The organism is Microvirga soli (assembly GCF_016734765.1).
Lineage (GTDB): Bacteria > Pseudomonadota > Alphaproteobacteria > Rhizobiales > Beijerinckiaceae > Microvirga > Microvirga soli.
On record NZ_JAERQE010000023.1, the window covers coordinates 60,801 to 80,663 of the forward strand.

Sequence of the window (19,863 nt, forward strand, 5' to 3'; positions counted from 1 at the left end):
ATGCCTTCCCTTAAAGCCATCATCTTCGATCTGGACGGAACCCTCGTCGACAGCGCACGCGACCTCCGGGACGCGGTGAACGTCCTTCTGTCGGAGGAGGGGCTCCGACAGATCGATCTCGACGAAGTCAAGTCCATGATCGGCGACGGCGCTCCCAAGCTCGTGGAGCGTGCTGTCTCGGCGACGGGAGGGGATCTGTCGCGCCTTCCTACGCTCGTGGTCCGCTTCCTGCAGATCTACGAGGCCAATGCGTCTCGCCATACCGAGGCCTATCCAGGCGTCGTGGAGACGCTGTCCGGTCTGCGGGAGCTTGGGATTCCGTTGGCGGTCGTCACCAACAAGCCCTACGCGGCTACCATCGAGATCCTGGAGGCGCTCAACCTGCGGGCCTATTTCGATGTCATTGTCGGGGGTGACACCCTTCCCGAGCGCAAACCGCATCCGGCTCCGATCCATGCAGCGCTGAAGCGTCTAGGCGTGGCTCCTGAAGCAGCACTCATGATCGGCGACAACTACCATGATGTGCAGGCCGCCCGGGCAGCCGGCGTGCGCGCCTTCGCGGTGACCTATGGCTACAGCCACAAGCCTCACGCGGAACTGGGCGCGGAGCGCCTGATCGACACCATGTCCGAGCTGCTGCCCATCGTGGCGAACGACGCTGCCACGTGAAATACCGAAAAAGGCGCGGTCGAGCGGCAGAATTTTCATCCTGGAAACATGATCTATGAGACTCATCCTGATGCGTCACGGCGAGACTGTGTGGAACGCGGAGCGCCGTCTGCAGGGTCATGCAGACGCTCCCCTGTCGCCACGCGGCATCGAGCAGGCCCGGCGCGCGGCCAAGTTCTTCGAGGACGGGCCGGCCCCTGGTCTCGTCATGTCGTCCGATCTGAGCCGGGCTCGCCATACGGCTGAGCTTCTCGGTTTTACCGATTTCGCAACCGACGAGCGCCTGCGCGAGATGGATCTCGGCGACTGGACTGGACGATGGATCGAGGAGATCGAAGCATCCAACCGGTGCGCCTACCGCGACTGGCGGCTTGGATCCTACACGCCGTCGGGCGGTGAAGGGTGGAAGCCGTTCCGCGAGCGCGTCGGCGCAGCGATCAATGACGCCGTCAACCGGTCCGAGGGTGACGTGGTCATCGTCGCCCATGAGGGGGTGGTCCGGGCCGCCTGCGACGTGTTGGTAGGTTTAACGCCATCCAACCTGTCGCCCATTGCACCAGCGGCCATCACGATCTTCGATATCAATCGCGCGGCGCAATGGCCCGGCGCACGTCTTGTGGCATTCAATATAACTCCGTCACCGGACGACTTGAGAACGTCAGGCCTGGATCACGCTCCTGTCTAGCGGACGGTTGCGGGCCAGATGCCGACCCTTGCCTCCTCCGCGTCCGGATATTTGGACGATCCCATCACCCGGTCTTCGTCCGGGGGTGCCTTGACGTGCGCCACCTCGGCGTCATTGGGTGGACAGCAATTGCCGCTAACCAGCAAGCCTCCCGGAGTATCGACCAATGTTCGGGTATGGCACTTCCCAGATGTCGGCCGAACATCGGCTTTGAATAGAAACACCGGACGTTCCTGTCAGTGAACGAATTTCCCTGCCTGACCCAGCGCAGGCTTTCCCTCAGCTAATCCCAGCGCCTAGCTAACGCCGAGATCATGTCCGGGAAGTTCACGGCAACGGTGCTTACCCGAAGCAGGCAGGGTCGGGCGCTATGTGAGCTGTTCGCCCAGATGCGGCCGGGCCGGGGAGGGAGATGGGTTGCCGGGGATTCTGACAGAGTTCCCCGTCGCCTGTCGGTGGGGCGGGCCGCGGTTCATCTCTTCGAGGAAACGCTGGCTTTGGTCGGAGCTCATCAGCCATAATGGCGGTCAAGTTGAGCAAAGTGACGGCCTAACCCGGAATCCTGCGCAGCGACCCCCGCTTTGGATAGGGCTAATGTCAGTTCGACCGAGTTGCGACCGAGAACGCTGCTCCCTCTACCGGAAATGTCGGGTTTGTGAGCAGGATCGTGAAGAAGGAAGTGGAAATGCAAGAGGCATCGCCGACGGGTCCCGTTCAGTTGGCCAGCGAAGCATGGTGGGCAAACGTGCTCTTGGAGCATTTTGGCATCGCAGCCTCTCTCACTCCACTGGATGGAGAATACGACTTGAACTTCGCCGTGCACCAGGAGGGGACGAGAACCCATGTCCTGAAAGTGATGCGGCCCGGATGCGAGAGCTCTCTCATCGAGGTGCAATGCAAAGCCCTGAACCATGTCGCGGCGCACGCTCCGGAGGTCGTTGTTCCACGCGTCGTGAAGGCGCATGACGGATCGCACTTCGTATCGGCCCGCGATCAGGATGGTGAGGAGCGGTTGGTCTGGCTCATCACGAACCTGCCCGGCCGGCTCTACGCGGAGACCAGCCCGCAGCCGCCTTCCCTGTTGCGCGAGATCGGGGCGACCCTGGCAAAGATGGATCGGGCTCTCGAAGACTTCGCTCATCCTGCTCTCGGACGAAGTATCAAATGGGATCTTCGCCGATCGGGTTGGGTTCGCGATGCGATAGATCTGATTGAGGGTGACGGCAGGCGGGAGATCGTCGAACGGATCATCTCCGAATTCGAGGGCGACCTGCTAGGGCGGCTAACCGCACTCCCCACCACCGCGATCCACAACGACATCAACGACTACAATATGCTCGTGGATGCCAGCACGGGGGAACCGCGGCTCTCGGGCATCATCGACTTCGGTGACATGATCGATTCCCCAGCCGTCGCGGAACTTGCGATCGCCGGCGCGTACGCAGTTCTCGGCCAGGAACGGCCTATTGCGGCCCTTGCCGCGCTCGTTGCCGGGTACGACAGCGTCCGGCCGTTGAGCGATGAAGAACTCGCCTTGATCTATCCACTCGTCCTGACGCGGCTTGCCGTGAGCGTCACGAACTCTGCCATCGTCAAGCGGGAGAAGCCGGACGATCCGTATGTCACGGTTTCCGAGCAGCCGGCCTGGAGTTTCCTGGAGACGAATTCGAGCCTTCCCCCCGATTGGGTCCTCGCATGCCTTCGCGTCTCGTGCGGACGTCCCGGACATCCCCGTGCCGATGCGGTGATGGGTTGGATCGCAAGCCATCGGGGTCGGTTCGCCCCTATGTTCGGCCGGGACCTCAACGGAATTCCGGTCATCGACCTCAGCGTCGCCAGTCCCGCATCCCCCCGTAACCCATTCGACCTCGATCCGGACGATCTGGACGACGCGGTCGCGGAAGCGATGGGGGACTCAGACATCGGACTCGGCCGATATGGCGAGCCGCGTCTCATTTATACCGGGCCCGAATTCAGGAAGACTCCCTATGCGGGATCCCACAGACGCACCGTTCACATCGCTGTGGACGTGTTCATCGATGCCGGAACGGAAGTCCGAGCACCCCTCGACGGCGTCGTGCATGCCGTTGAGCTCCGTACCTCGCCCCTCGACTATGGCGGCGTCGCGGTGCTGGAACACGCGACACCAGGCGGTGATAGATTCTACACGCTCTACGGTCACTTGGCGGCAGACGTCGTCACACGTCTTTCGCCGGGACAGACCGTGGTCGCCGGGGAGGTCATCGCCCTCATCGGCGATCGGGCAGAGAACGGTGGCTGGACCCCTCATATTCATTTCCAACTCGGCCTTACCACACTGGGTCGCGGAGCGGACTGGCCTGGCGTCGCTGATCCGGATGAGTCTGCTGGATGGATGGAGCTGTTCCCTAACGGGGCGGCCCTCCTGAACCTAGCCAATAAGGATACCGCAGCTGTCACCGTCGCGACTGAAACCGTACTGCCCCAGCGCAAGAAGCGCTTCGCGGACAACCTGAAGCTCTCCTATCGTGCGCCGCTCACCCTGCTTCGCGGATATCGGCAGTTCCTGTTCGACCAGTATGGCCGGACCTACCTCGACGGTTACAACAACGTGCCGCATGTAGGCCACTGCCACCCGCGGATCGTCGCTGCGGCAGCACGACAGAACCGACTGCTCAATACCAACTCCAGGTATCTGCACCCGGCGCAGGTCGAGTATGCGGAGGCACTCACATCGCGGCTCCCCGATGAGCTGAGCGTCTGCTTCTTCGTGAACTCGGGAAGCGAGGCGAACGAACTCGCCCTGCGGCTTGCCCGGGCCCACACCGGGGCCGTGGGCACGATCGTGATGGACGCAGGCTATCACGGCAACACCAACACGGCGATCGACATCAGTCCGTACAAGTTCAACGGTCCCGGAGGGCGGGGAGCACCGGACTGGGTTGAAGTGGTTCCCGTCGCCGATCCCTACCGTGGTCCATACAAGGGAAGCGATCCGGAAGCCGGACGCAAATACGCTGATCATGTCCGCGCCGCCGTCGAACGGATCCAGGCGCGCGACCGGAGGGTCGCGGCCTTCATCTGCGAGATATTCCCCAGTGTTGGTGGGCAACTTATCCCGCCACCGGGCTACTACCGTCATGCATACGAGGCCGTCCGGGCGGCAGGGGGAGTGTGTATTGCCGACGAGGTGCAGACCGGCCTTGGCCGCATCGGCACCCATCGATGGGGTTTTGAGACGCAAGGCGTCGTGCCCGACATCGTCGTACTAGGTAAGCCAATCGGAAACGGGCACCCGATCGGTGCAGTGATCACGACTCCCGCAATTGCCGCCTCGTTCGCCAATGGGATGGAATTTTTCAGCACCTTCGGTGGGAGTACGCTTGCTTGCGTGATTGGCCGCGAGGTCCTCCGCGTCGTCGACGAGGAGAACCTTCAGGCACAGGCCTTGGACGTCGGCACGTTCATGCTGGATGGACTGCGCGGACTTCAGGACGACCACGTGATAATCGGTGACGTCCGGGGATCCGGACTGTTCATCGGCGTTGAGCTGGTTGAGGATCGCGACACCCTGAAGCCGGCGCAAAAGACGGCTTCGTACATCGTGAACCGCCTTCGCGAGCATCGTATCCTGATCGGGACCGACGGGCCGTTCGACAATGTTCTAAAGATCAGGCCACCCCTGTGCTTTACCCGGGAGGATGGGTCCCATCTCCTGCATCGTCTGGCCGCGGTGCTGCGGGAGGAACCCTGCCGCATCTAGGAACGGGATAATGCAAACCACGGATGAGCCTTTCAGGATAATATGGTCCTGAAATTGGTTGCTAGAACCATGTGTGTTCGCACTTCAGCGACCCCGGAAATGGTCGATACCTGATCACGAACTCTGTTGAGGGTCTCAATCGCGTCGGCGGAAACATCCAGGACGAGGTCGATGTCGCCAGCCACGGACCGGCATTGAATGACCTCGTCAATCTGCCGAATGGCATCGACAATGTCGTAGGCAGGCGTCTTGTTGAGTTTCACGAGCAGGACAGCCTGGTTCGGCCTCGGCGAGATGCTCGATGAAAGGATGGCACAATAGCCTTGGATGAAGCCCTCTCGCTCCAGGCGCCGGAGACGAGCAGTCAAGGTACTGCGGGAAAGGCCAACGGCACTCGCCAGTTGTTTCAAGGGTTCGCGACCGGAACGTGCCAGGATTTTGAGGATCTGGCGGTCGGCTTCATCGAGATGCATCATAATGTTGCTTTAGCTCTAGTAATCGCACAAGAGGCATTCAATCTAAAAGCCAAGTCATTTGATTGAGCCGAAGAAATCAAGTGGCAGTGGTCACCAGCGCCTGCCCAAATGCGATTTCCATTGGGTGCGAAGGCGCTTGGGCCGATTTCCAATTATGCGGTCACACAGACAGTCACCATGGTGGCCGGAATTGTGCCCATGCATGTGGGGTCTGTCTGCATTTCAAATTTGTCACGGGGCCGATTGGCAAGCCTCAGCTGAGAGGCGATGTCCTCCTGGCAACATTTGATGGACGCAGGAACGCTGCTGTCTGAGATCTGCTCGATCAGACGATCTAGGCATTTACCGGCGGGCCGAGGAACGCGGGGTGTCGGCTCTTGATGCTGTGGACGGCTCCCACCCAGCGGTGAGGTAGCATGGCTGTTGTCAGCAGCCAGCGACACAGGAGCAGCCCATGAGCACGGTCACTACCATTGGTCTGGATATCGCCAAGTCCGTCTTCCAGGTGCACGGTATCAGCGCCACCGGCGAGGTGCTGATCCGGCGTCAGGTCAGGCGAGGGCAGGTGCTCAAGTTCTTTGCCAGTCTGCCGCCGTGCCTGATCGGCATCGAGGCGTGTGCCAGTGCCCACCACTGGTCACGGGAGCTCCAGAGCCTCGGCCATCAGGTGAAGCTCATGCCGCCGGCTTACGTCAAACCTTACGTAAAACGGCAGAAGAACGACATGGCCGATGCCGAGGCGATCTGCGAGGCGGTGACCCGGCCCACCATGCGCTTTGTCGAGACGAAGACGTGTGAGCAGCAGAGCATCCTCATGCTGCACCGGGTCCGGCTGATGCAGGTGCGGCAGAAGACTATGCTGACCAACGCCATCCGAGCCCACCTGGCGGAGTTCGGCCTGGTGGCGAAGATCGGCCGGGAGGGTGTTGATGAGCTCCTGCTGATGATCAGTGATGGGGATGAGCGTGTGCCGGAGCTCGCCCGGGCCTGCGTTCTGGCGTTGGCCGAGCAACTGGTGCTGGTCAAGCGCCAGATCCTGGAGATGGACCGGCGCATCACGGCTTGCCATCGGGCCAGCGAAGTCAGCCGCCGCCTAGCGGAGATCCCTGGGGTGGGTCCGCTGCTCGCGTCCGCCCTGGTGGCCCATGTTCCTAACCCGAAGGCCTTCTCGTCCGGGCGCAATCTGGCGGCCTGGATCGGACTGGTGCCGAAGCAGAACTCCAGCGGCGGCAAGGAGCGGCTGGGCGGGGTGACCAAGCAGGGCAACCGCTACCTGAGGTCCATGCTCACCATAGGAGCGCTGGCGGTGATCCGCTTTGCCCAGCGGCATGGAACGCGGCGGCCGTGGATCGTGCAGTTGCTGGCGCGGCGGGCCACAAAGGTGGCGGCGGTGGCCCTGGCCAACAAGATGGCTCGCATGGTGTGGGCAATCATGGTCAGGGGCGAGCGCTATCGGGAGCCTGTGGTCGGGCAGGCGGCGTAACACCTCGTCGGAACACCTGACGAGACCAAGGTTGGGAAGGGCGAACAGACGTTAATGCAGGATCCGGTCGAACCGGGAAGCGGGACACCCCACATGTGCCAGAGCATCTTGGAATGCGAGCTTTTGGTCGGGACCCCTTCGCGAAGGGCATTATGGCCAGCGGTCATGGGTACCGCACCAACAGGTCGAACACATGGCCGCACCGACCAATCTTGCAGAAGCGTCAAACAAACCCCTTGCCAACAGGGAGCCGTCCACACATGGCACTAAGTGGACTTCCTTCGAAGGTCTGCTTCAGCGGTTTTCTCGGACGCTCAATCCTTGGATTGAAATATAATCGGCTGCCATATGGTTTTCTCAGGATGGAGCGCCATAGTGTGCTTGAGCAAAAGGGCACTGAGCCTCTGTGCCTACTCAATGAGCGTGTATAAGCGGGCCTTGATATGCCCTCACCGAAGGGTTGCATTCTGACCGGTGCCGTTGAAACAACCCACCGGTTGAGCCGCTGGGTGGCAAGGCGGTATTCGCCGGCATGCCGGGCGTGACTCTGTTCGGCCCGATTCTCACCCCTATATTCTACATGACAGTGAGGAACCTGGTCCTGAGTGCGTCCAGGAAGACGAATGGTGAGGCGGTCTGAGCCCGCGGGACCTCAGTCCGCTCCGGTAGAATAGACAAAACGGCGGTGAGCCTCTTGATTGGCTTGCGGATACGACTGACCGCTCCATCTGCGGCGGTCGATGGCTGCCGTTAGACCAGGAATCATGAGGGACCGTCATGGATAGCGGCAAGGCAGCAGACATCGCCAGATGGGTCACAAGAGCCGGGCTGACGGGCATGACGGAGCTGGAGCTCCTTCACGGCTTCTGCCATCGCCTTGTGGCCGGAGGTGTGCCCGTCGCGCGCGTGAACATCGTCATCGACACGCTGCACCCGATCCATGAGGGACGTGTCTTCCGCTGGCGCCGTGATGATCAGGGCGATCTCGACCACATGGTCGAGTATGGCCGCACGAATGTCGGGGGCGAGGTCGCCGCCAACTGGCGCAGGAGCACCTATTATCATCTTCTGATGAGCGGAGAAGATTTCCTGCGGCGGCGGATTGGGCCGGGTTATGTCGAGGACTTCTCCGTCCTGGCGGATCTGCGCGCTGAGGGGCAGACGGATTATCTCGTTCTGATCCATCGCTTCGAGGCCGAGGGCATCATCGGGGAGATGGATTCCTTCTACTCATCCTGGACAACGGACATCGAGCCCGGCTTTACGGACGAGCAGATATCACTTGTCCAGGAGCTGGCATCGCCCCTGATGCTCGCCCTGAAATGCGCCTCGCTTGCACGCATCGCAAAGACCCTCGTCGAAACCTACCTTGGTCGCGATGCCGGCAGCCTCGTTTTAAAAGGGCGGATCGCCCGTGGCGTCACCGACCGGATCCAGGCCGTTCTCTGGTTCAGCGACCTGCGCGGCTTCACACACATCAGCGAGACAGCCGATCCGGAGCAAATCATTCCCTTCCTGAACGACTACTCGGAGGCCATCATCTCGTCGGTCTGTGAGGCAGGCGGCGATGTTCTCAAGCTGATCGGGGACGGCACCCTCGCGATCTTCAAGGAAGAGGATCCGAGGCAGGCGTGTCAATGCGCTCTCAAAGCAGAGCAACTGATGAGGTCCCGGATCCGCGCACTCAACCGTGATCGCATGGCCGTGAACCTGCCGGTCGCCGATCCTTATCTTGGCCTTCACATTGGCGAAGTCTTCTACGGCAATATCGGCAGCCAGGATCGCCTCGACTTCACGGTGGTCGGACCGGCCGTGAATGAGGTGAGCCGGATCGCCGCCCTCTGTCGCTCCGTCGAGAGGGATGTTCTGGTCTCCTCGGCTTTCTTCGCGGCTGCTTCGATAGCCGAGCAGGAATGCCTCGTTTCCGTCGGCCGTTATGCCCTGAGAGGCGTCAACCGCCCGCAGGAGTTGTTCACGCTCGACCCATCCTGGATGGAAGCTGAGGAACCGGAGCAGGCGCCGATCAGTCGAGCCAACCCAAATTGCTGAGGCGGCAGATGATCACCCGGGAGTTCGCCGGCGACCTCGACTACCGGTTCGAGCGGGAGGGGCATTTGCACCATGACGTTCTGATCGGTCTAACCAATCAGCAGATGACCTGACACAGGCTCCAAAACTGGCCTACATACGAGGAGCGTCTTTAATTGGCACTTCTCAGGAGTAGACTGAGCATCCGCTGGCGGTCCTTGCGACAGTGGCGCAAGCCCTGCCTGCGCATCGAGGTAGGTTGGAGTTCTATCGGCCTCCTGGCACCGACAGCAATGCGACGCCACAAACGTGTCAAACAATCTTCCTAAGCTCGGCCTTGCGTTCTGCTTGCGCAAGGAGAAGACGATGAGCACGATCACAACTCGGGATGGTACGCAGATTTTCTACAAGGACTGGGGCTCACGCGATGCTCAGCCCATCGTCTTCCATCATGGCTGGCCGCTCAGTGCCGATGACTGGGACAACCAGATGCAGTTCTTTTTCGATAAGGGCTTCCGTGTGATCGCCCACGACCGCCGCGGCCACGGGCGCTCGACCCAGACTGCAACAGGCAATGAGATGGACACATATGCCGCCGATGTTGCCGAACTGGTCACAGCCCTTGACCTGAAACAGGCCATCCATGTCGGCCATTCCACCGGTGGCGGCGAGGCCGCGCATTACGTGGCTCGGGCGGAACCCGGCCGGGTTGCCAAGGCTGTATTGATCGGGGCCGTGCCGCCGGTGATGGTCAAATCGGACAAGAACCCTGGCGGCCTGCCGATCGAGGTCTTCGACGGCTTCCGAGCCCAGCTCGCGGCCAACCGTGCCCAGTTCTACAGAGATGTCGCTGCCGGTCCGTTTTATGGATTCAACCGTCCCGGTGCGAAGGTCCTTGAGGCGGTCATCGACAATTGGTGGCGCCAGGGCATGATGGGTGGCATCAAGCCCCACTACGACTGCATCAAGGCCTTCTCCGAGACTGACTTCACCGAGGACCTCACGCGAATCGAGGTGCCTGTGCTCATCATGCACGGAGACGATGACCAGATCGTCCCGATTGCCGACTCGGCCCTGCTGGCCATCAAGCTCGTGAGGAACGGCACGCTCAAGGTGTATGAGAGGCTTCCGCACGGGATGTGCACCACGCACCCGGAGATCATCAATCCGGATCTTCTCGCCTTCATTCAAAGCTGACCGGGCCATAAGGCTTGTGATGGATCAAGGGCGATGCCTCACATCGTGAGGCAATGATCCGTAGAGCCCAGATCTAAAAAGAAGCGCCTGCCTTGCTCCGCGAGGCAGGCTCATCCTCTGCGAGAATTCGAATTTCGTTAGGGTCCAGAGAATCTAGCTCAGTGTCTCTCGACGTCTGTCGAGTAAGGTCGCCTACTGGCACATCTGCGAAATAGACCGAATGTCTGCTGACTAATGGGACAACTGACATTCCGGAAGCCTTGGAAATTTCGTCGGATGACCCAAAGCGGCCCTTTCGAGGAGCCTCTTTTGACGGCCGAGCCTGTGAACCTGCATGGCAACAGGCCCTCAGGTTGGCTCCGGTCGCGAGGACAGAGCGAAACCAATATTCCTACCCCGCGTTCTCTCACCGTAGCAGTTCGAGTGCGTGAGGTTGGACGTATGCGGCAGTTTCTGCGTGACAATGGACTATCGGTCGCCCTATTCAGCCTGTTCCTGATCTCCCTGGTTGGCCAAGCGCTCACTGGATGGAGGGCTCAAGCCGAGGAATTGCAACTGCACGAGCTCCCGGCCGTCGGCTTGACGGATTACTTGGCCAGCGGCCACTTCATCTCGGCGGTGTTCGAGAATTGGGAGAGCGAGTTCCTCCAGATGGCTACCTACGTGCTGCTGACCATCTTCCTGTTCCAGAAGGGTGCCTCGGAGTCCAAGAAGCCGGACGAGGCGAACCCCGAGGATGAAGCGCCTTCCAAGAAACGCAATGATCCGGATGCCCCTTGGCCCGTGCATCGCGGTGGCCTGGTGCTGAAGCTCTACTCGCATTCCCTCAGCATCGCGCTGGTCACGTTGTTTCTCGCCTCCTTCTGGCTTCATCTGGCGGGGAGCACACGGCGGATGAACGAGGAGGCCCTCATGCATCATCAGCCGACGCAAACCATGGTCGAGACGCTCGGAGACCCGGGGTTCTGGTACGAGAGCTTTCAGAACTGGCAGAGCGAGTTCCTGTCGATCGGCGTTCTGCTGGTGCTCGGCATCTATCTGCGCGAGCGCGGCTCGCCGGAGTCCAAGCCTGTGGCCGCACCACACGCCACAACCGGGCACTGACTCTGCCCTTAGCCGGTATAGCCAGGATTGATCGAGCCGAACGGCACGATGTCTCCTGGATGCAGGACGCTGCGGGGTGTCACTCTTAAGACAAGCGGGCGCTCCTGTTGTCAGCGGCTTTGAGTGTCATCCGGCGTAGCGAGGATCGGTAAAGCGACAGTGGCCAAGACCGACATTAAAGCGGTGTAGTGCATCGGACCCTGCTCGTTCGGCTCCATCAAGGTTCAACCGGAGACAGCTTGCCATCTGGTCAGCGGTGACATCATCTTGTGCTGGCCAGAAGTTACGAACGGCCAGCGTCCGCTTCGGCCTCTCGGCCGTCATTCACCGATCTCCATGAACTAGGGTCTGACCGGGAAGATGGTCTTCCAGTCCCGCTTCATGTCGACGACAGTCCAGCGATCCACCGTCGCGGCCTCGAGCGCCTTGTCGAGGTGACCAATCTTCGACTGACGGTCGTAGGCGTATTCGCGCTCCGCATCGGTGTGATGCACCACGACGCCGAGGCGGCGTCCGCCCGCCTCGGTGGTCCATTGCAGCATCTCGAGGTCACCGTCCGAGTTCCCGAAGGCGGCGATCGGCCGGTGGCCGATATGCTGGTTGATTCCGACCGGCTTGCCAGGCCCGTCGTCGACGAAGTTCACCTGAGGCAGGCGGACCAGGGTCGGCTGACCATCGCGGCGCTCGAACTTCGTGACGATGCTCGAGCCCACGACCTGATCGGGCGGAATGCCGTAGCTCTTCTCGGCGAAGGCCCGCATGAACTCGATGCCACCGCCCGAGACGATGAACGTCTTGAAGCCATTGGCCCGCAGGTAGGCCAGGACCTCCAGCATGGGCTGGTACACGAGCTCGTCGTAGGGGCGGTTGAAGCGGGGGTGCTTGGCGGTCGTGAGCCAGGCCCTGATCAACCCGATGAATTGCGCCGGCGTCATGCCGGCATGCGTTGCGGCGACGATCTCGACGGCTCCCTTCTCGCCGGCCGCTGCGAGTGCGGCCATGTCGCCTTCGAGCGCGGCCTTGAACGGCTGCGTGTCCTTCCACTCGGGATGCTGCGGCGCCAGCTCCCTGACCCGGTCCAAGGCGAAGGCGAACTGGACGTAGATCGGCTGCTCGATCCACAGCGTGCCGTCATTGTCAAAGGTGGCGATCCGCTCCTGTGGTGGAACGAAGTCGGGGGATCCTTCCCGGGTCACGTCGTTCACGAAGGCGACGATCACCTGCTTCGCCGGACCTTCATTCCATGAGGGCAGCGGGTCGGTCTGCGCGACCGCGGCCGACATCCAGACTGCGGCCAGGGCAAGCGCTCCCAACCGAAGGAAACGAATGCGCATCGATACCTCCTCCTTCCACTGAGTGACGGAATGCCGGTGTCAGCAATCTGTGCAGATCCCCTTCTCGACTTCACGGTCTATTTTCCGGTTCTGCCGCTCCATCTGCTCGGTGGCGACGGCGTCATTCGTCGAGAAGTCGTTCCGCGGTTGCGTGACTGCGTCCCGCTCAAGAACTCGTTGCGACGGAATGACGATCTCATTCGTGCTCGGTGCAGGTCTGGCATCCCGTTCCTGCGCCTGTCCTGGCACAGCAGCCGCAAGAATGCCCAGAGCAGCAAGGACGATGGTGCGTTTCATGGTCAATTCTCCTCCTGGTGAAACCCGGTGCCACCTTCTGAACCATCTGAAGTCATCGGAGCCATCCTTGCACCGGTAGCCGATGAAGCATTGCGGGCTATTCGAGCTGGGGGACCCATGCCGGTTCAGGGAACTGGTCGACCGTGTATTCCGACCTGCTCTTGACGAAGGGGGCACGCGGGCCAATCACGGCTGGTGACCCGCGTGCTTCACGATCGCTTACTCACCTATTTCGCTATTGCCGCCCGCGCAGCCTCGATTTGCCCCTTCAAGGCTTCAAGGTTGAAGCTCGCTCCCTTTTGCATCGGCGGGAACTCGACCGCCGTCATAGCCAACTTCTCCACTTGCTGCTGAACGAACACGAACCGCCAGAATTCGTACTTGAACCAATCGAAGTATTGCTGCGCTCCCTCTTTGGTTCCAGCGCTGGGCCAGCCAGTGCGCTCGAAGGGATCGAGGCGCAGATTGGTCAGGGCCGGCACGTCGATTTGGGTCTTGCCGCCCAGCCACCCGCCCGGCTGGTCGATGAAGCGATACTTGTAGTCACCGAACCGCACGGCGCCCAAAGTGCTCTCGCCGAAATAGAAGATCTCCTGGCGATTCGACGGCCCCTTGCCGGTAATCAGGTTGGTTTGGTCGTAACCGTCCAGATGCACCTTGTAGTTCCGGTCGCCGATCTTCTTGCCCTGCTTCAGTTCGGCGGTGATATTCGGGTTTCCGGCAGCCGTCAGGAGCGTCGGGAACCAATCGAGCCCTGATATGAGACCGTTCTCGACCTTGCCTGCCGGTACCTTACCGGGCCAGCGGATCATGGCCGGCGCGCGGAAGCCGCCTTCCATCACCGTGCCCTTGCTCTGGGCGAAGGGTGTCTGTCCGCCGTCAGGCCAGGTGAAAACCTCGGTGCCATTGTCAGTGGTGAACACGACGATGGTGTTGTCGTCCACACCCACGTCCTGAAGCTTCTTCATGACGAGGCCGATGTCATCGTCGAGCTGTGCCATGCCGGCTTCATGAATGGACCAACCGTTCTGGGAGTTGCGCATCGCCTCGTATTTCGGCGAGAGGTGCGTGACGATGTGCATCCGTGTCGGGTTGAGCCACAGGAAAAATGGTTTGTTGTCGGCCTTGGCCTTATCGATGAACTTGAGGGCATTGTCGCGGATCTCATCGTCCACGGTTTCCATGCGCTTCGGGCACAATTCACCCGCGTCCTCGATCCTTTGCTTGCCAACCGTGCCCCAGCGCGGATCGGTCGTGGAGTCCTCGACATTCGTTGCCCACGTGTGGAGCATGTTGCGCGGGCCGACCTGGGCCCTCAGCTCCTGCGGGTAGTTCGGATGGCAGGGATCTTCCATCGCATCGAGGTGATAGAGATAGCCATAGAACTCGTCGAAACCGTGCACCGTGGGCAGGAACTCGTTCTTGTCGCCCAAGTGGTTCTTGCCGAACTGCCCTGTGGCATAGCCCAGGTCTTTCAGCGCGGTGGCAATCGTCACCGCTTCAGCTGGTAGTCCGAGCGGCGCACCGGCTTGGCCGACTGTGGTCATTCCGGTTCGGATCGGCAACTCCCCGGTGATGAAATTGGCGCGACCTGCGGTGCAGCTCGCCTCGGCATAGTAGTCGGTGAACAGCATGCCCTCTGCGGCGATCTTGTCGAGATTGGGCGTGCGTCCCGCCATCATGCCACGGTGGTATGCACCGATATTCCAGATGCCGATGTCATCGCCCATGATCACGACGATGTTGGGCCGTGCCGGCGCTTGAGCGGCGGCTGGTGTCAAGGCGGCGGCGGAGATGAGCGCGGTGGCACCCAACAGAACCGTTCGCGACGCATTGCACGCGCTGGCAAGCGCGCCCTTCGCCCAAGATCCGCTGCCTGGGGAAGCGGTGTTTGACCTTCCCGCGAGAACTGCACGAGGCATGATACTTCTCCCTCTTTCAGGTTTCCAGAGTTTCTCGACTGACGCAGCGAAATCCGACATGGCTGGTGGACGTGTCGACCGGCTGGGGGTGGCGCGCCGCCGGGCGGTAACGCCGGCAGTAATTGGGGGCACACAGATGCGAACCGCCCTTCAGCACCCGGCGCGGGATCCTGGTCTCCGACTGGCACGGGTCATGGCTCTGGTCCTCGGGTCCGCCGCGCGGGTTCTCGGGAATGCAGCACGCCTTCACCGCGTCGGCCGGGTGCGTTGGTGCGTAGAAGTCGCTCGTCCACTCCCAGACATTGCCGATCATGTCGTAGAGGCCGTAGCCGTTGGGCGGGAAGGCGGTCACTGGTGACGTGCGCTCGTAGCCGTCCTGCGCGAGGTTCTGGAATGGAAAGGCACCCTGCCAGGTGTTCGCCATTTGCCGCCCCTCCGGCGTGAACTCGTCGCCCCAGGCGAACTCGGCTCCGTCAAGGCCGCCGCGGGCCGCGATCTCCCATTCGGCCTCGGTCGGCAGGTCCTTGCCGGCCCAGCGTGCATAGGCAAGCGCATCAGTGAAGGCCACATGCACGACGGGATGGGTGTCGAGGCCGTTAATGGTGCTCTTCGGGCCCTGGGGATGGCGCCAGTCGGCGCCCCTGAGCAGGGTCCACCACTGGCTCCAGTTCCGGAGGTCGACCGGATGATCCGGCGGCGTGAAGACGAGCGAGCCCGCATACAGCATGTGCGGCAGCGCACCGGGATAATCGTTGGGGTCGGGACGCTTCTCGGCAAAGGTGACATGCCCGGTCGCACGGACGAAGTCGCGGAACTGCCGGTTGGTGACAGGCGTCCGGTCGATCCAGAAGCCGTCAACGGTGACGCGGTGGACGGGCGCCTCCTCCGGATAATGCCTTCCCGACCCCATTCGGAACGTGCCGCCGGAGATCCGGATCATGTCAGTGTGTGGCTGGTTCTCTGGGCAATGGCCCCGTGCGTGCTGAAGTGTGGCCTGCGACATGGGCGTGGCTCCCGTCCTGGCATGCCGGCAGTGTCGTCCCATGTACCGTTGCCGGTCTATTGGGGTCTGTCCTGAATTTGACGGAGGCAGACCCTGATTCATGCGTTCAGGAGATCATGAATCGCCGGGAGCGTTTCGAATTGGAGAAGGGACCGGGTGCGGATACGCAGTTCCAGACCGATGCAGGTCGACACGGAATGGTCTCAGGGTTTAACATATGTTGTCGGACCGAGGGTCTGTCGCGACCCTGATCCCGTTGCGTTGCCTCGCGGCTGGAAGTCGCCGTCATGAGCAGTGGCGCTGTCCCGTCGATCGCGCGATCACTCCCGGGCTTGCCGCCTCGGCTGCGGGGCCGGGTCGTCCTGACCTTCGCGGCTGTTATTCTGTTGACCTGCGTCGCCGCGGCGGTTCTGCTGCTCTCGAACGCCCGGCACGAGCGCGAGGCCATCCGGGAACGTGCCTTGGGCACGGCGACCGCGCTGTCCTTCGGGTTCGAGCAGGAGGTGGCGGCCGGCAACGCTCTGCTGAAGGGCCTCTCTTCGTCGCCTGCCCTGAAGTCCGGCGACGATAGGGGTTTTTACGACCAGCTCAAGGCAACGCCGATCCCCGACGGCTCATGGCTGATTCTTCAGGATCTGGACGGTCAGGTCGCCAGCACCCTCCGGCCTTTCGGGGTGCCGCTTCCCCGGCACAGGGACTTCCCAACCTACCCGGAAGCGCTGAACCGGGTGCGGGATCGCGGTTGGACTGTGTCGGGCCGCATGGCGAGCATCGTGAAGCCCGGATCGACGATCATCGCGCTCAGCCTGCGGATCGACCAGGACGACGGCACGATGAAGGGCTTTATCACCACCATCCTGTCGCAGGACCGCCTCGGCACCATCCTGAAAGGCCATGACGCTCCCGAGGAATGGACGCGAGGCCTCTACGACCGCAAGCTGCAGCCGATCGTGACCATGAGAGGGGCGGAGACGTCATCGTGGATTCCCGCGCCGGCTGCCCTCGCGGCGCGTCTTGCCGCCGTCACCGGGAGCGAGACCGCGAGCGGCTTGATCGAGGCTGTCGATGAACGTGGAATCCCAGTCCTGGTCGCGTACCGCGGTTCCGGGGCGACGAGCTGGACGACGGTGGTGACGGTGCCGCTCGCTATCGTCGACGCGCCGGTCACGGTTGCCGTGTGGCAGATGGCCGGGATGGCGTCCTTCCTCCTTCTAGCCGGTGGCCTGGCTGCCCTGTTCACCACTCGTCAGGTGGAGCGGCCGCTGCGCGTCTTGTCCGATCAGGTCAATGGAGCAAAGAAGCAGGTCAGCGAACTATCCGGGCAGTTGCTCGCCCTCCAGGAGGAGGAGCGTCAACGCATCGCCCGTGAGCTGCACGACTCGACCGCCCAGCACCTCGTGGCGGCAAACCTTGGGCTTGCCGGTCTCAAGGGGAGCGTTGCCCAGACGCCAGCGTTCCGCAAGGCCGTCACAGAGGTCGAGCGACTGCTCGGCGAGGCCCTGCGGGAATTGCGGATCTTCACTTACCTGCTGCATCCGCCGAATCTGGCGAACGACGGCCTCCAGGCCACGTTGCGAGACTTCGCCGAAGGCTTTGCGGGGCGGACGGGGCTCGTTGCTCGCATCCGAATTCCGGAGGAGGTCGATGAGTTACCGCCGGAACTCCAACGGACGATCCTGCGCGTGGTGCAGGAGGCTCTCACCAACGTGCATCGGCACGCCGGCGCCTCGCAGGTATCGGTCGATGCCCGGATCAGGTCTGGACGGCTGGTGGTCCGCATCCGCGACGATGGGCATGGTATGGCGGGCCTGATCCGGCCTGACGCCCCCATCCGGTTCGGCGTCGGCATTGCTGGGATGCGCGCCCGCCTGGAGCAGTTCGGCGGCGACATGAGGATGAAGACCGGTTCAGGCGGCACCTCGGTTATCGCAATCGTTCCGGTATCGGCAACCGGGCGGGCGCTGGCCCAGGCCCGGCATAGGCTCGGCCCATGGCTCGCGGGGCCGGTCAAGGCCGGCGGCGAGGCTCGCTCCTGAAGATTCAGGGTCTGCCTCCAGTAAATTCAGGGTTTTGCGCAGGTGGGGCAGGCAGCCGGACGGTGTATCCTGCCCTGGAGCCCGGGCCTGCTCGATCAGCCAGCTCGCCGGAGGAAAACTCGCGATGACGCGCATCCTGATCGCCGACGATCACGACGTGGTCCGCTCCGGCGTCCGGACGATCCTGGAGGGGCATGAGGGCTGGGAGGTGGTCGGAGAGGCAAGGGACGGCAAGGAGGCCATCGACCAGGCCCTGGCCACCCGGCCCGACGTCGTCGTCCTCGACTATGCCCTTCCACTGGTGAACGGGGTCGAGGTCACCCGGCAGGTCCGGGGCCGCCTTCCCGGCATCGAAGTCCTGATCTTCACCATGCACGACACCGATAGCCTGATCCGCGATGTCCTGGAGGCGGGTGCCCGCGGCTTCCTGCTCAAATCCGACGCCAGGGCGCTTCTGGTCTCCGCCGTGGAGACCCTGAGTGCACACAGGCCGTTCTTCACCGGCAAGGTCTCGGAAGCCCTGCTCGAAACCTACCTGTCGCAAGGCTCAATTGACGAGTCGGCGCTGACCGCCCGTGAAAAGGCCGTGGTGCAACTGATCGCCGAGGGCAAGACCAACAAGCAGATCGCCGACATTCTCAGCATCAGCACCAAGACGGTCGAGACCCATCGCGCCATGGCCCTGCGCAAGCTCAACCTCGACACGACCGCCGCCCTGATCCGCTACGCGATCCGCAACAAGCTCGTGGAGAACTGAACCTGGAACCGCATGCTGACGCCAAGCAAGGGCCATGCTGGAGCATGTCGAAGCCTTATCCGCGCTGGCCTTACCTGGGCGCGGGCGACGGGTTGGGTAGGCATTGTTGCCGAAGCGGTTCGTCTTGGTGCGAGTGCCGATGTCCAAGTCATGGCTGATCAGGACGATTGAGTGGAGCGGCTCGAGGGGCTTGCGAAGGGAGGTTGAGATGATGTTGTCACGACGGCATTTCTGTTGCGCTGGTGCCCTGGCAAGCACCGCGATCTTCGGCCGGGCTTTTGCGGCCGATCAATGCGCGGCGCCGACACAACAGCGGCAAGCCGCGATGAGCCCTGACGATGCGCTGAAGGAGCTCAAGGCCGGCAACGAACGCTTCCTGACGCAGAACATGCGCAACTGCGATCTCCTGACCCAGGTCAGGGCAACGGCGGGCGGGCAGTTTCCCTCCGCGGTCATCATCGGGTGCATCGATTCCCGCGTGCCCCCGGAGCTGGTTTTCGACCAGCGTATCGGAGACATCTTCAGCGCCCGCATTGCCGGCAATGTCGCCGACGACGATGTCGTCGGCAGTGCCGAGTTCGCGACCAAGCTCGCCGGGGCTAAGCTGATCGTCGTGCTGGGCCACGGCGAGTGTGGTGCGGTCAAAGGTGCCATTGATGGTGCGGAACTGGGAATGCTTACCAACCTGTTGAAGCGCATCAAGCCAGCGATCGAGGCCAACGGGAGCGCCCCGGGCGAGCACAGCTCGAAGAACAAGGACTTCGTGCAGCAGGTGGCGACCACGAATGCCAGGCTGGCTGCCCAAGGGCTTGCGAAGGACAGCTCGGTTCTCCGGGATCTGGTTGCCCAGGGTGAGCTCAAGATCGTCGCGGCGATGCACGATGTCGCCACTGGACGCATCACATTCCTGGAATGAGGATCAATAACAGAGTGAAAGTGATAATGGCTAAATCTATAAGACCCAATGCGTTAGCTGGACGGCCCTGAACGCCGAATGTCCCTTATTTTCGGCGTTTCCGCCCTCTCACGGCGAGAACAGGGTTCGAGGCCCTTAGCTCGACTTTGGCCATTTCTGGCGGGTGATGTGGGAGCGCAGGGCGGCGAAGCGAACGATGCGGTAGACTGGCAGC

At 62.0% G+C, this 19,863-nt stretch carries 15 protein-coding genes; 10 read left to right on the forward strand and 5 right to left on the reverse strand.

Annotation, left to right across the window (positions count from 1 at the left end; all coding sequences use genetic code 11):
• The 3 genes from gph (at position 1) to JKL45_RS18470 (ending at position 5,096) form a co-directional block, all read left to right on the forward strand.
• Positions 1-669 (forward strand): phosphoglycolate phosphatase, encoded by a 669-nt coding sequence (gene gph, locus JKL45_RS18460; RefSeq protein WP_201863046.1) that lies wholly within the window; start codon positions 1-3, stop codon positions 667-669.
• Between the two features lie 55 nt (positions 670-724).
• The gene (locus tag JKL45_RS18465) at positions 725-1,354 is read left to right on the forward strand and encodes a histidine phosphatase family protein (RefSeq protein WP_201863047.1); all 630 of its coding nucleotides are present in this window, start codon (positions 725-727) and stop codon (positions 1,352-1,354) included.
• 685 nt (positions 1,355-2,039) lie between these two features.
• Entirely contained in the window at positions 2,040-5,096 is a 3,057-nt protein-coding gene (locus JKL45_RS18470) for an aminotransferase class III-fold pyridoxal phosphate-dependent enzyme (RefSeq protein WP_201863048.1), read from the forward strand.
• 32 nt (positions 5,097-5,128) lie between these two features.
• Here the strand turns inward: JKL45_RS18470 and JKL45_RS18475 are convergent, their stop codons facing one another.
• A complete protein-coding gene (locus tag JKL45_RS18475) occupies positions 5,129-5,572 on the reverse strand; it encodes an Lrp/AsnC family transcriptional regulator (RefSeq protein ID WP_201863049.1) in 444 nt (147 codons plus the stop codon).
• A 454-nt stretch (positions 5,573-6,026) separates the two neighbouring features.
• On the opposite strand from JKL45_RS18475, the gene JKL45_RS18480 reads away from it, so the two are divergent.
• From JKL45_RS18480 to JKL45_RS18495, 4 genes are all read left to right on the forward strand, one after another.
• Positions 6,027-7,055 carry an IS110 family RNA-guided transposase gene (locus JKL45_RS18480; RefSeq protein ID WP_201863050.1) on the forward strand — a complete coding sequence of 343 codons (1,029 nt, stop codon included), beginning with the start codon at positions 6,027-6,029 and terminating at the stop codon, positions 7,053-7,055.
• 777 nt (positions 7,056-7,832) lie between these two features.
• A complete protein-coding gene (locus JKL45_RS18485; protein ID WP_201863051.1) occupies positions 7,833-9,104 on the forward strand; it encodes an adenylate/guanylate cyclase domain-containing protein in 1,272 nt (423 codons plus the stop codon).
• Between the two features lie 345 nt (positions 9,105-9,449).
• Positions 9,450-10,280: an alpha/beta fold hydrolase gene (locus tag JKL45_RS18490; protein ID WP_201863052.1), complete on the forward strand. Its 831-nt coding sequence runs from the start codon at positions 9,450-9,452 to the stop codon at positions 10,278-10,280.
• 441 nt (positions 10,281-10,721) lie between these two features.
• A complete protein-coding gene (locus JKL45_RS18495) occupies positions 10,722-11,384 on the forward strand; it encodes a DUF6766 family protein (RefSeq protein WP_201863053.1) in 663 nt (220 codons plus the stop codon).
• Between the two features lie 341 nt (positions 11,385-11,725).
• Here JKL45_RS18495 and JKL45_RS18500 read toward each other — a convergent pair whose 3' ends face one another.
• From JKL45_RS18500 to JKL45_RS18515, 4 genes are all read right to left on the reverse strand, one after another.
• Positions 11,726-12,718 (reverse strand): HAD family hydrolase, encoded by a 993-nt coding sequence (locus JKL45_RS18500; RefSeq protein ID WP_201863054.1) that lies wholly within the window; start codon positions 12,716-12,718, stop codon positions 11,726-11,728.
• 39 nt (positions 12,719-12,757) lie between these two features.
• Positions 12,758-13,015 (reverse strand): hypothetical protein, encoded by a 258-nt coding sequence (locus tag JKL45_RS18505; RefSeq protein ID WP_201863055.1) that lies wholly within the window; start codon positions 13,013-13,015, stop codon positions 12,758-12,760.
• 227 nt (positions 13,016-13,242) lie between these two features.
• Positions 13,243-14,937, reverse strand: a complete 1,695-nt coding sequence (locus tag JKL45_RS18510) for an arylsulfatase (RefSeq protein ID WP_201863056.1) — start codon at positions 14,935-14,937, stop codon at positions 13,243-13,245.
• A gap of 16 nt (positions 14,938-14,953) precedes the next feature.
• Positions 14,954-15,940 carry a formylglycine-generating enzyme family protein gene (locus JKL45_RS18515; RefSeq protein WP_512699583.1) on the reverse strand — a complete coding sequence of 329 codons (987 nt, stop codon included), beginning with the start codon at positions 15,938-15,940 and terminating at the stop codon, positions 14,954-14,956.
• A 287-nt stretch (positions 15,941-16,227) separates the two neighbouring features.
• Between JKL45_RS18515 and JKL45_RS18520 the strand changes: the two genes are divergently transcribed.
• The 3 genes from JKL45_RS18520 (at position 16,228) to JKL45_RS18530 (ending at position 19,649) form a co-directional block, all read left to right on the forward strand.
• On the forward strand, positions 16,228-17,976 hold the full coding sequence (locus tag JKL45_RS18520) for a sensor histidine kinase (protein ID WP_201863057.1): 1,749 nt from the start codon (positions 16,228-16,230) through the stop codon (positions 17,974-17,976).
• Positions 17,977-18,100: 124 nt separating this feature from the next.
• A complete protein-coding gene (locus tag JKL45_RS18525) occupies positions 18,101-18,733 on the forward strand; it encodes a response regulator (protein WP_201863058.1) in 633 nt (210 codons plus the stop codon).
• Between the two features lie 208 nt (positions 18,734-18,941).
• Positions 18,942-19,649: a carbonic anhydrase family protein gene (locus tag JKL45_RS18530; protein ID WP_246498667.1), complete on the forward strand. Its 708-nt coding sequence runs from the start codon at positions 18,942-18,944 to the stop codon at positions 19,647-19,649.
• Positions 19,650-19,863: the final 214 nt, after the last annotated feature.